This is a genomic window from Streptomyces durocortorensis, assembly GCF_031760065.1.
GTDB lineage: Bacteria > Actinomycetota > Actinomycetes > Streptomycetales > Streptomycetaceae > Streptomyces.
In genome coordinates this window covers 4614880-4626835 of sequence record NZ_CP134500.1, presented here as the reverse complement: position 1 = coordinate 4626835, position 11956 = coordinate 4614880, and the positions used below count along the sequence as shown (strand labels likewise).

The 11956-nt window shown below is 72.8% G+C and carries 8 protein-coding genes; 2 read left to right on the top strand and 6 right to left on the bottom strand.

The features are described from left to right. Nucleotides 1–119: 119 nt before the first annotated feature. Complete coding sequence (locus tag RI138_RS20700; protein WP_311121114.1) at nt 120–986, top strand: hypothetical protein; 867 nt, start codon at nt 120–122, stop codon at nt 984–986. On the opposite strand, the gene RI138_RS20695 is transcribed toward RI138_RS20700, so the two are convergent. Next, the gene (locus tag RI138_RS20695; protein ID WP_311122955.1) at nt 976–2844 is read right to left on the bottom strand and encodes a cell division protein PerM; all 1869 of its coding nucleotides are present in this window, start codon (nt 2842–2844) and stop codon (nt 976–978) included. The two genes, RI138_RS20700 and RI138_RS20695, sit on opposite strands and share 11 nt — an antisense overlap. 126 nt (nt 2845–2970) lie before the next feature. Between RI138_RS20695 and RI138_RS20690 the strand changes: the two genes are divergently transcribed. Next, nucleotides 2971–4251 carry a helix-turn-helix domain-containing protein gene (locus RI138_RS20690; protein ID WP_311121113.1) on the top strand — a complete coding sequence of 427 codons (1281 nt, stop codon included), beginning with the start codon at nt 2971–2973 and terminating at the stop codon, nt 4249–4251. 110 nt (nt 4252–4361) lie between these two features. On the opposite strand, the gene sucD is transcribed toward RI138_RS20690, so the two are convergent. The 5 genes from sucD to RI138_RS20665 all read right to left on the bottom strand — a co-directional run bounded on the left by sucD (nt 4362) and on the right by RI138_RS20665 (nt 11933). Further along, on the bottom strand, nt 4362–5246 hold the full coding sequence (gene sucD, locus RI138_RS20685; RefSeq protein ID WP_096632777.1) for a succinate--CoA ligase subunit alpha: 885 nt from the start codon (nt 5244–5246) through the stop codon (nt 4362–4364). A 21-nt stretch (nt 5247–5267) separates the two neighbouring features. Beyond that, entirely contained in the window at nt 5268–6449 is a 1182-nt protein-coding gene (sucC, locus tag RI138_RS20680; RefSeq protein ID WP_096632775.1) for an ADP-forming succinate--CoA ligase subunit beta, read from the bottom strand. Between the two features lie 608 nt (nt 6450–7057). Then, nucleotides 7058–8359 carry a VWA domain-containing protein gene (locus RI138_RS20675; protein ID WP_398864325.1) on the bottom strand — a complete coding sequence of 434 codons (1302 nt, stop codon included), beginning with the start codon at nt 8357–8359 and terminating at the stop codon, nt 7058–7060. 86 nt (nt 8360–8445) lie between these two features. Beyond that, nucleotides 8446–10812, bottom strand: a complete 2367-nt coding sequence (locus RI138_RS20670) for a DUF5682 family protein (RefSeq protein ID WP_311121112.1) — start codon at nt 10810–10812, stop codon at nt 8446–8448. Next, nucleotides 10809–11933 carry an ATP-binding protein gene (locus RI138_RS20665; RefSeq protein ID WP_096632771.1) on the bottom strand — a complete coding sequence of 375 codons (1125 nt, stop codon included), beginning with the start codon at nt 11931–11933 and terminating at the stop codon, nt 10809–10811. The genes RI138_RS20670 and RI138_RS20665 overlap by 4 nt, the downstream gene beginning before the upstream one ends. Nucleotides 11934–11956 lie beyond the last annotated feature (23 nt).

Sequence of the window (11956 nt, the reverse complement as noted above, 5' to 3'; positions counted from 1 at the left end):
ACGGGACGGGGGCGTGACCGGGAGGTAGCGTCAGGGGACAGCTCACCGTCCACCGGGTCCTCCGGGCGGACGAACCGTCCTCCGGGCGGACATGACGAGATGGGGAAGACGTTCACCACATGCCGGACCGACGCCGCCGCACCGCCTTCCGCCTCCCGCTGCCCGAGCGGGCCGCCCTTCTGATGCGGGAACGCCAGTCCTCCTCGCCGGAGGCCGACGAGCCGGAGCGCGACAATCCGTTCGCCGCGCCGCCCGCGGACCGGCCGGACCAGCCCTGGCAGCCGCGCCACCCCTCCGGGCCGGGCAACGGGAACGGCGGCGAGGGCTCCGGCGACGGATCAGGGGACGGCTCCGGCGACGGCTCCTCCGGCGACCGGCCGGCGTGGGGCAGCCAGTGGAGCAGCAAGCAGCCCGGCCGGGGCAGCGGCGGCTGGGGCGGCCGCCCCGGCGGGAACGGCTCCGGCGGCCCCGGGGGCAGGGGCGGACCCGACGGCGGTCCCGGCGGAATGCGCTGGGACCCCACCGACCCCGCGCAGCGGCGCGCCCGCTACGCGCTGCTCGGCGGCATGTGGGCCGTCTTCTTCGCCCTCTTCGACCTCCCGGAGATCGCCCTGCTTCTGGGCTCGCTCTCCGTCTACTGGGCGATCAGCGCGCTGCGCACACCGCCGAAGAAGGACGCCTCCGCGGCGGACCGCGCGGCCGTCGTCAGCGGTACGGGAACGACCGGGGCCGCTCCCGGGGGCGGCACGGGGACCGCGCCCACGGTCGCGCAGGGCGTCAGCGGCAAGCAGCAGACCACGGCGGCGATCAGCGGACTGGTGACGGCCCTGCTCGCCCTGCTCATCGTGCTGACGACGTTCACCGTGCAGCTCGTCTACCGCGACTACTACACGTGCGTGAACGACGCCCTGACCAAGACCGGCGCACTGTCCTGCAACGATCAGCTGCCGAAGCCGCTGGAGCCGTTCTTCGGCGTCAAGGAGTAGCTCCTTCCGGGCCTTCCGCGCCGCCCGGGCCTTCCGGCCAGTCCGGGTCTTCCGGACCGGCCGGGTCTTCCGGACCGCCCGGACTGGCCGGACCGGCGGGCTCCGTCGTGGTCGGCTTCCGCACCGCCTCCCCCGCGGGGAAGTCGGCCATCAGCCCGCCGGAGTCCCGCTTGAGGGAGGCCCACCGGGCCTGCCGGGCTTCGTTCCCGTGCCAGGGGTCGGTCGGCAGGAAGTCGTAGGGCTGGAACGCCGCCGACGCCCGGGAGGCCGCTTCGGGGGCCTCGCCGGGAGCCGCGCCGGGGGCCGGCACAGGGGCCTGTACAGGGGCCTGTACGGAGGAAGCTGCCGGAACGGCCTCGTCCCCCGTCCCTTTGCCCCTGCGCCAGGACGCCCACCAGCGGCGCGGTCGGCCGATGACGACGACGGCCTCCTCGTCGTCGCCTTCCTCCGCCCCGGGACCGCTCTTCCCGGCCCTCTTCCCGGCACCTTGCTCTGCGGCTAGCGCAGCCGCAGGTGGAGCGGAGGGAGTGGGCGGAGCATCCGCTTCCGGGTCCCGCCCCGCGTCCCCTTCCGGTACGTCCCGGCGCCAGGCCCACCCGGGTGTGCGCAGCCGCCACGCCCGCAGCAGGAGGGCCGCCGGTACTCCGATGGCCGCCGTCCACACCAGCGCCGCCGGACCGGTCAGCCACCACACGGGCCCGAACGCGCTGAGCACCCCCGTGCCGAGCGGTCCGCCCGCGACCGCTGTGAGCAACGCCGTACCGGCACCGCACCCCAGCGCGCCGAGCAGGGTCACCAGCACCGTCTCGCGCGGGGTCCAGGCCCGGTCGCGCGGGGCTTCGGCGGGGGCCGCCCCGCGTACGGTGAACCAGGCGACGGCCAGCGCGGCCGCCACCGGGACCGCCAGGGCCGCCCCGCTCAGCAGGGAGCCCGGGCCCTGTTCCGGCACCGCCGCCAGCAGCGGGAAGCCGGGCACCGCCGGGGTGCCGTCGAGGCCCAGCGGGGTGGCGGTGGCTCCCGTACCGAGCGAGAAGCCGGGCCCGAGCCCGTACGCCGCTCCCCACAGCGCGGCGTTCGGCACGAGCGCGGCGGCCAGCAGGAACACGGCGAACCGCCCCGGCCGGTCGCCCGCGAGCGCCAGGAACGCGTCCTGTGCCGCCATCGCGTTCCGGCCGAGGGCCACCGCGACCAGCAGCGCCCCGCCGCCGAGCAGCACCATCACCCCCGCAGCGGCCGACCGGCACGCCGCCTCGGCCCGGTTGCGGAAGAGCGTCCGCGCGACGGCCTCCTGAAGCACCAGGGGCGACCAGGACGGCAGCGGACCCAGCGGCCGCCCGGCCGCCGTCCACACCCCGGCCACCGCCGAACCGGCCACCACGAACGCCACCGGGAACGCCAGCGTGTCCGGTTCGACGCGCAGCGAACCGGCCCGCGCATAGGCCGCCGCCCCCGCCACGACCAGGAGGTAACCCGCCGTCACCGCGCAGAACGCCCCCGCCCGCGAGGGCCGCGCCCGCCCCTCCTCCGGCTCCGCCGCGTCCCGCGCCGCCCGGTGCGCCAGCCAGACCGGGCCCGCCACGAGCAGCAGCGGCACCACGCCGACGGGGGCGGGCACGCCGTTCAGGGTGTCGGGCCGCACGAGCCCGGCGCCGTGCGCGAGCAACCAGACCCCGGCCCCGGCGCGCAGCGCCCCGCCGGGTCCGCTGTCCGGGTACGGGGAACTGATCCACATCACCATGACGAGCACGGTCAGCGACCCGAGGCCGAGGCCCGCGGCGACGGCGCCCCGCACCAGGGCGGAAGCCAGGGCGAGGGTGCGGTTCCGCTCGGCCGGGGCCTTCGGACTGCGTTGCGTCATTTGGGTCACGCGGCCCATGCTGCCAACGACACGCGCTTATTTCGCGTAACGCGCGAACAGCCGTTGTGTCGCTCAATATACGTTTATGTACTTTTTCTCCCAGTGTGGTGGTGCCGGGGGGCACCCATGACCCGGAGCACCACCGATGAGGCCGCTGCGCCGCCGCTGCCCTCCCCCAAGGAGCGCCGCAGACTGCGTGAGTCGAAGTCGTTGAGCGAGGATCAGGTGGCGGCGGCGGTCGGCGTCACGCGCGCCACCGTGCGCTCCTGGGAGACGGGGCGCACGAGCCCGCGCGGACGCAAGCGCGCGCTGTACGCCAAGCTGATCGCCCCGGAAACTCCGTCACCGCCCGAGGCGGCACCGGCGACGGCACAGCCGAAACCGCCAACCGAGCCGGAAGCCGAAGTGAAGGCGGCAGCGGTAGCGGAAACGGCAGCGACAGCGACAGCGACAGCGACAGCAGAAGCAGAAGCAGAAGCAGCGGAAACGGAAACGGCAGAAGCAGCGGAAACGCCCCTTGGAGCGGTCACGCCCGAGGAGCAGCCCGACCCCGCGGTTCCCGAACCCGCGCCCGCCCGCTCCCCCGCTCTCTCCCCCGCCGAAGCGTTCGACGAGCTGTACGCCGGCGCCGCGCCCGCCCTCGTCCGGCAGACCTTTCTCCTGACCGGGCGCCGCAGCCTGGCCCGCGAGTCCGTGGAGCGCGCCTTCCAACTAGCCTGGCACCGCTGGCCCGAGGTGGCCGTCGACCGCGATCCGGTCGGGTGGGTGCGCGCGGCGGCATACGAGTACGCGATGTCCCCCTGGCACCGGCTGCGCCGCGTCCACCGGCACCCCGACGCCCCGCCCACCGAGCCGGGCAAGCGGGCGCTGTTCGACGCGCTGCTCGACCTGCCCCCGGCCTATCGGCGCACGCTGCTCCTGTACGACGGGGTCGGCCTGGACCTCCCGGAGACCGCGGCCGAGACGGAGGCCAGCACCCCGGCTGCGGCGGGCCGCCTGATGACCGCCCGCGCCGCCGTCGCGGAACGGCTGCCCGAGCTGGCGGAGGCCGCATCGCCCGCCGAGCAGTCCGCCCTGCTGCACGACCGGCTCGGCGGGCTCGCCCGCGCCGAGCACGTCCCCGTACCACCGCCCGCCCGTGCCGTGCGCACCGGCAGCGAGAACAAGGCCAAGCTGTGGACGAAGGCCGCCATCGCGGGCGCCGTCCTCCTCATCAGCGTGACAGGGCTGACCCTGCACACCGCGCCGACCCACTACGAGCAGCCGATCTCCCCCGCCGAACGCGTCGGGGGCGTACCACCGCGCGGTGGTCCGCAGAAGCTCACCGCACAGGACCTGAAGCTCCAGAAGTCACTGAGCGAGCAGCTGGCCCACGGTCCGGAACGGCTGGTCCCGCAGCCCAAGTGAGCCGTGCGACAGCTGTGTACGCGAACGGCGCGGGCCCGCACCCCTGGTGGAGAAAAGGGGGTGCGGGCCCGCGCCGTTCACGCGTGGCTGTGATGCCTCAGCCGCCTGAGTCAGGCGCCGAGGATCTCGCGCGCCAGCTTGGCGGTCTCGGTCGGCGTCTTGCCGACCTTGACGCCGGCGGCCTCAAGGGCCTCCTTCTTCGCCTGCGCGGTGCCCGAGGAGCCGGAGACGATGGCGCCCGCGTGGCCCATGGTCTTGCCCTCCGGGGCGGTGAAGCCCGCGACGTAGCCGACGACCGGCTTCGTGACGTTCTTCGCGATGAAGTCGGCGGCACGCTCCTCGGCGTCGCCGCCGATCTCGCCGATCATCACGATGAGGTCGGTCTCCGGGTCCGCCTCGAACGCCGCGAGGGCGTCGATGTGCGTCGTACCGATGATCGGGTCGCCACCGATGCCGACGGCGGAGGAGAAGCCGATGTCACGGAGCTCGTACATCATCTGGTAGGTCAGCGTGCCGGACTTGGACACGAGACCGATGCGGCCGGGCTTGGTGATGTCGCCCGGGATGATGCCGGCGTTGGACTGGCCGGGGGTGATGAGACCCGGGCAGTTCGGGCCGATGATCCGGGTCTTGTTGCCCTTCTCGCCCGCGTACGCCCAGAAGGCGGCGGAGTCGTGAACGGCGATGCCCTCGGTGATGACGACCGCGAGCGGGATCTCGGCGTCGATCGCCTCGACGACGGCGGCCTTGGAGAACGCCGGCGGCACGAAGAGGACGGACACGTTCGCGCCCGTCTTCTCCATCGCTTCCTTGACGGAACCGAAGACCGGGACCTCGGTGCCGTCGAAGTCGACGGAGGTGCCGGCCTTGCGCGGGTTCACGCCGCCGACGATGTTGGTGCCGTCGGCCAGCATGAGCTTGGTGTGCTTCATGCCGGTGGCGCCGGTCATCCCCTGGACGATGACCTTGCTGTCCTTGGTGAGGAAGATAGCCATGGTGGTCTGAGTCCCTCTTCCTTACTTCGCAGCCGCGGCGAGCTCGGCGGCCTTGTCGGCCGCGCCGTCCATGGTGTCCACGCGCTGCACGAGCGGGTGGTTGGCGTCGGAAAGGATCTTGCGACCCAGCTCCGCGTTGTTGCCGTCGAGACGCACGACCAGCGGCTTCTCGACCTTCTCGCCCTTGGACTCAAGCAGCGCGAGCGCCTGCACGATGCCGTTGGCGACCTCGTCGCAGGCGGTGATGCCACCGAAGACGTTGACGAAGACGGACTTGACGTCCGAGTCGCCGAGGATGATCTCCAGGCCGTTCGCCATGACCTCGGCGGAGGCGCCGCCACCGATGTCGAGGAAGTTGGCGGGCTTCACGTTGCCGTGGTTCTCGCCGGCGTACGCGACGACGTCCAGGGTCGACATGACCAGACCGGCACCGTTACCGATGATGCCGACCTCGCCGTCGAGCTTGACGTAGTTGAGGTTCTTGGCCTTGGCGGCAGCCTCAAGCGGGTTGGCTGCGTCCTTGTCCTCAAGAGCCTCGTGGCCCGGCTGGCGGAAGTCGGCGTTCTCGTCGAGCGAGACCTTGCCGTCCAGCGCCAGGATGCGGCCGTCCTTGGTCTTCACCAGCGGATTGACCTCGACGAGGAGGGCGTCCTCGGCGACGAAGGTCTCCCACAGGGTCACCATGGCCTCGGCGACACCCTCGGCCACGTCGGCCGGGAACTTCGCCTGGGCCACGATCTCGCGGGCCTTGACGATGTCGACGCCGGAGTTGGAGTCGACCGGGACCTTCGCGAGGGCCTCGGGGGTCTTCTCCGCGACCTCCTCGATGTCCATGCCGCCCTGCACCGAGGCCATGGCCAGGAAGGTGCGGTTGGTGCGGTCGAGGAGGTACGAGACGTAGTACTCCGCCTCGATCTCCGGGGACAGCTCGGCGATCATCACCTTGTGGACCGTGTGGCCCTTGATGTCCATGCCGAGAATGTCGGTCGCCCGGGCGACCGCCTCGTCGGCGTCGGCGGCCAGCTTGACACCGCCGGCCTTGCCGCGGCCGCCGACCTTCACCTGCGCCTTGACGACAGACTTGCCGCCCAGCTTCTCGGTCGCCTCGCGGGCTGCCTCAGGCGTGTCGATGACTTCACCGGCCAGCACCGGTACACCGTGCTTGGCGAAGAGGTCCCTCGCCTGGTACTCGAACAGGTCCACGCGCGTCCGTCCCTTTTAGTGGTATCGCGGTTCGTTCTTCTGCGTGGGCGTGCCGCGAAGGGCAACGTGACTGCTCTGTCACTAGGGAGGCGCACACGGTGTCCGAGTACGCGGCATGTCCATCCGGCAGGTTATCCCCGCGCTCGGCGTGACCCTAAATCGCAGATCACACCTGAGCGGTGATAACGGTCACAGAGGGTGCCGGGGCGCGTGACACCGCCGGGCTGCTCGGGTTCCGGCCAGGGCTGTCATCCGGCCCCTGTCCGGAACCCTGCCGGAGACCTTGCCCGGGATCTCGCCCGGGACCTCGCGTGATGCCCCGCATGGGATCTGCCTGAGCCTTCCGGCTCCCGGGTGGTGACGCCGGGAGCCGGAAGACCCGCGAGGGGCGGGAGGGGCGAGGAGGGGCAGGCGAGTCGAGTGGATCGGTGGTGCGGCGCATTCTTGAGCATGGGCATGCCAGATCCTTCGACGATGGACGGTGAGACAAAGGACAGTGGGGCAAAGAACGGTGGTCGAGGGCAGCGGGCCCCGGAGCAGCGGAATGCCGCCCTCCGTGGCGACGGATCGACGCTTGCAGGAGCCCGTGGGGGCACGCAAGCCCCTGGTTACTCTTGGGTCTCCTTGTCCGGTATGGGCAGGGGCCTCTTCTCGATCGCCGCCGCCATGACGTCCGGGAAGAGATCCGGCGTACAGGCGAACGCGGGTGCGCCCAGCACCCCGAGCGCCGCCGCGTGCTCGTGGTCGTACGCGGGCGCCCCCTCGTCGGAGAGCGCGAGCAGCGTCACGAACTGCACGCCGGAGGCCTTCATCGCCGCGACCCGCTTGAGCATCTCGTCGCGGATACCGCCTTCGTAGAGGTCGCTGATGAGGACGACGACGGTGTCCGCGGGGCGGGTGATCTTCGACTGGCAGTAGGCGAGCGCCCGGTTGATGTCGGTGCCACCGCCGAGCTGGGTACCGAAGAGGACGTCCACCGGGTCGTCGAGCTGGTCCGTGAGGTCGACGACCGCCGTGTCGAAGACGACGAGCCGGGTGGCGAGGCTGCGCATGGAGGCGAGCACCGCGCCGAACACGGAGGCGTAGACGACGGAGGCGGCCATCGAGCCCGACTGGTCGATGCACAGGACGATGTCCTTCTTGACGGCCCTGGAGGCACGTCCGTAGCCGATGAGGCGCTCCGGCACGACCGTGCCCGTCGCCGCCGTGCCGTCCGGTCCCGGGATCGTCAGATAGTTCTTCAGGTTGGCCCGGATCGTACGGTCCCAGTCGATGTCGCGGTGGCGCGGCCGGCTGATCCGCGCCGAGCGGTCCAAGGCCCCGGTCAGGGCGGCCCGGGTGCGGTGTTCCAGGCGCTTCTCCAGGTCCTCGACGACCTTGCGGACGACGGCCCGTGCGGTCTCCTTCGTCGTCTCGGGCATGGCCTTGTTGAGGGAGAGCAGGGTGCCGACGAGATGGACGTCCGCCTCGACCGCCTCCAGCATCTCCGGCTCCAGCAGCAGCGCCGCCAGGCCGAGCCGGTCGATCGCGTCGCGCTGCATGACCTGGACCACGGAGCTGGGGAAGTACGTCCGGATGTCGCCGAGCCAGCGGGCGACGGAGGGGGCCGACGCGCCGAGCCCCGCCGAACGGCCGCCGCCCCGGCCTCCCTGCTTCTTCCCGGCGCCCTCGCCGTAGAGCGCGTTCAACGCACTGTCCATCGCGGCGTCCTGGCCGCTGAGGGCGCGGCCGGTGCTGTCGGTACTGTCCGCCCCGAGCACCAACCGCCAGCGCCGCAGCCGTTCGCCGTCGTCCGGGTGCCGTGCGCCCGGAGTCGTCCTGTCCACCGTCTCCTCCGCCCGTTCCTTCACCTTGGTGGTCGTGGTCGTCCCGATGGCCGCGTCCGTCCCGACCCCCGTGCTGGTCCCGATCTCCGCGTTCGTCCCGATCTCCGCGTTCGTCCTGACCCCCGTGCTCGTCCCGATCGCCGCGCTCGCCCCTACCCTGGTGGTTGTCGTCATCCGGCCGCTCCCGTCGGCTCGGAGTGCCGGCCCAGCAGCAGACTCAGCACCGGCTCCACCGCATCGGCCCTGGCCCGGTCGATCCCGGGGCCGAACCCTGCGGGCGCCCGGTCGACGCCGTCCCGGTGGGCGCTCCCGGGGACGGGCCCGCGCCGGACCAGCTCGCCCAGGGTGCGGCGTACGCCCGGTTCATAGGCGGAGAACGTACGACGCAGCAGCGGCAGCACATCGGTGAACATGTCGGCGGGCACACGGGTCAGCCAGGTGTCCATGAGGCCGAGCAGCCGCTCGTCGTGGACCAGCAGCATGCCGCCGCCCGACGCGCCGCCGACGAACCCCTCGATCCAGGCAGCGGCGTCGGCGGGCGGGGTGCCGGGCGAGAGCGCCAGGCCCATCAGCCGTGCCGCCTCGTCCTCCGCGAGCCGCCCCTCGTCCAGGAGCAGCCGGGCGGACCGGCCCCGGATGACCCCGGCGACCGTGTCGCGGCCCGCCAGCTTGTGCAGCACTGCGTCCCAGCGCTCCCGCAGTCCCGGGGCGGGCGCCGCCCCTGCGAGCAGCAGCCCGATCGCGCCGTGCACGGCCTCCACCTGGCGGCACAGCGCCTCCGCCCCGTCCGCGTCGAGGCCGGTGCAGGCGGGCGGCAGCCCGACGCAGACGCGCTCGGCGAGACCGGCGGCGACCTCGGCGAGCGCCGCCGTGTCCGTGGCGCGCACGTCCCCGTACCGCAGGGAGCGGGCCAGGGCGGGCAGCGCGTCCGCGAGGTGGCCGACATCCGCGTCGAGTGCGGCGCGGTCGGCGAGAGCCTTCATCACGACGGGCAGCGCGTCGGGCAGTTCGGCCAGGAGGCAGTGCTCGGCAAGGGCGGTGACGTCGGCCAGGGCGGTCGCCTCGACGGCCTGCCACTCGGCCTTCGCGGTCGCGGCGGTGCGAACGGTGGTGCCCCACACCCCGGCCTCCGCGACCCGGATGTGGAGCTCCGGTTCCCATCGGAGCCGCCAGCTCTCCCGGAAGGTGCCGGTGCTCCCCCGCCCCACGACCGGGTCGCCCCAGCCGACGTCGAGAAGGCGCAGCCGGTGCAGGAGCCGGCTGCGGGCGGCATCGGTCTCCTTGCGCAGGTCGAGGTCCAGTTCGCGCTCCTGCGGTTCGGGCTTGAGCCGCAGGGTGCGCTGGCTGCGGGTCAGGTCCCGTTGCAGCGGGACGGCCGGGGCGGTGTCGGGCACCTCGCCGAGGGTCTCGCCGACGATCAGCCGGTCCTGGACGAGTGCGAGCGGGATGTCGGAGCCCTCGCACATCACAGCCCGTACCGCGTCGGTCGTCTCGCCCAGTCCGGCCAGCGGGCGGCCGCGCAGGGCGGCGAGGGTCTCGGCGAGCCGGACGGCCTCGATGACATGGGCGGTGGAGACGGGCCGGTCCTCCGCGCGCAGCAGTCGGGCGGCCTTGGTCATCCACCGTTCGACCGGGCGGTCGGCCGCGTCGAAGAGGTGGCCGTACCAGCCGGGTGCGTCGATCCCTGCCCCGTATCCGCTGTGCCGGGCGAGCCTGCGGTGAGTCCAGGGGACCCAGGTCAGCTCGGTCTTGACCTTCGGAAGCCCTTTGAGCAGGGCGCGGTCTGCGGCGAGGGTGGTCCGCGCAGCGAGCGCGGGAACATGCCAGGCACCACAGACGACCGCGACGGCGTCCCCGAACTCCTTACGTGCAACTCGCAGTTGGATACGCATGTACGCCTCGCGCACGGCGTCCCGGGGCTGCCCGCCGTCCCCGTACGCCTCGCGCAGTGCCGTCATGGCCTCCGCCAGCGCGACGAACGGAGCGAGCGCGTCATCCGCGTCGCTGCCCTTGCTGGCGCCACTGCTGGTGCTCGTGCTGGAGTCGGTGCTCGGGCCCGGTGAGCGGTGCTCGACGACGTCCTCCCACCAGCGCTCGGGGTCGTCGTATCCGGCAGTCTCGGCGAGCACGCGGATCGGGTCGATGACCGGCGTGACCTCTTCCGCCTCCGGCGTGGCCGCCTTCAGCGCCAGGGAGTGGGCGGCCGCAAGGTCGATGAAGCGCACCGGGACGTCGTGGTCGAGGGCCCAGCGGATCGCCACCCATTCGGGTGAGAACGCGGCCATCGGCCAGAAGGAGGCCCGCCCCGGATCGTCCACCGCGTGCGCGAGCAGCGCGACGGGCGGACGCATCTGCGGATCGGCGGCGAGCGGCAGCAGCGCGTCGCCCTCGGGCGGCCCCTCGATAAGGACCGCGGACGGACGGGCCGCCGCGAGCGCCGCGAGAACAGCACGGGCCGACCCGGGACCGTGATGCCGCACCCCGAGCACCCACGGCCCGGCCCCCGCGAGCGCCCCTCTCCCCACCGCGCTCGTCATGCGGATACCTCGCGGCAGGCGCGGTAGAAGTCCTTCCAGCCGTCCCGCTCGCGGACCACGGTCTCCAGATACTCCTGCCAGACCACGCGGTCCGCCGCCGGGTCCCGGACGACGGCGCCGAGGATGCCCGCCGCGACATCGCCGGGACGCAGGATGCCGTCGCCGAAGTGGGCGGCGAGGGCGAGGCCGTTCGTGACGACAGAGATCGCCTCGGCCGTGGAAAGCGTGCCGGAGGGGGACTTCAGTTTGGTACGCCCGTCGGTGGTCACCCCGTCGCGCAGCTCACGGAAGACCGTGACCACACGCCGGATCTCGGCCAGTCCCTCCGGCGCCGCGGGCAGGTCGAGCGAGCGGCCGATCTGGTCGACGCGCCGGGACACGATGTCGACCTCGGCATCCGGGGTGGCGGGCAGCGGCAGGACGACGGTGTTGAACCGGCGGCGCAGCGCGCTGGACAGCTCGTTGACGCCGCGGTCCCGGTCGTTGGCAGTGGCGATGAGGTTGAATCCGCGGACGGCCTGGATCTCCTGTCCCAGCTCGGGGACGGGCAGGGTCTTCTCCGACAGGATCGTGATCAGCGAGTCCTGTACGTCGGCGGGGATGCGGGTCAGCTCCTCGACCCGGGCGGTCATGCCCTCGGACATGGCCCGCATAAGCGGGCTCGGCACCAGCGCGTCGCGGCTGGGGCCGTGGGCGAGCAACTGGGCGTAGTTCCACCCGTAGCGGACGGCTTCCTCGGGGGTCCCCGCGGTGCCCTGCACCAGGAGCGTCGAGTCACCGCTGACGGCGGCGGCCAGATGCTCGGACACCCAGGTCTTGGCCGTCCCCGGAACTCCGAGCAGCAGCAGTGCGCGGTCCGTGGCGAGCGTGGTCACGGCGACCTCGACGAGCCGCCGGGGCCCCACGTACTTCGGCGTGATCACCGTCCCGTCGGGGAGCGTCCCGCCCTGCAGATAGGTGGCGACGGCCCAGGGTGAGAGCTTCCAGCGGGCGGGCCTGGGACGGTCGTCTGCGGCGGCCAGCGCCTTCAGCTCGCCGGCGAAGGCGTCCTCGGCGTGCGGACGCAGGGCCTCGCCGCCGGCCTCCGGCGCGACGGACGCAGTGGTTGTGGGCATGGTCATGGTTCCCCCTCCAGATCGGTCGA

Coding starts and splice junctions, on each gene's coding strand:
- RI138_RS20700 (WP_311121114.1), top strand. CDS start 120: ATGCCGGACCGACGCCGCCGCACCGCCTTCCGCCTCCCGCTGCCCGAG.
- RI138_RS20695 (WP_311122955.1), bottom strand. CDS start 2,844: ATGACGCAACGCAGTCCGAAGGCCCCGGCCGAGCGGAACCGCACCCTC.
- RI138_RS20690 (WP_311121113.1), top strand. CDS start 2,971: ATGACCCGGAGCACCACCGATGAGGCCGCTGCGCCGCCGCTGCCCTCC.
- sucD (WP_096632777.1), bottom strand. CDS start 5,246: ATGGCTATCTTCCTCACCAAGGACAGCAAGGTCATCGTCCAGGGGATG.
- RI138_RS20670 (WP_311121112.1), bottom strand. CDS start 10,812: ATGACGAGCGCGGTGGGGAGAGGGGCGCTCGCGGGGGCCGGGCCGTGG.
- RI138_RS20665 (WP_096632771.1), bottom strand. CDS start 11,933: ATGACCATGCCCACAACCACTGCGTCCGTCGCGCCGGAGGCCGGCGGC.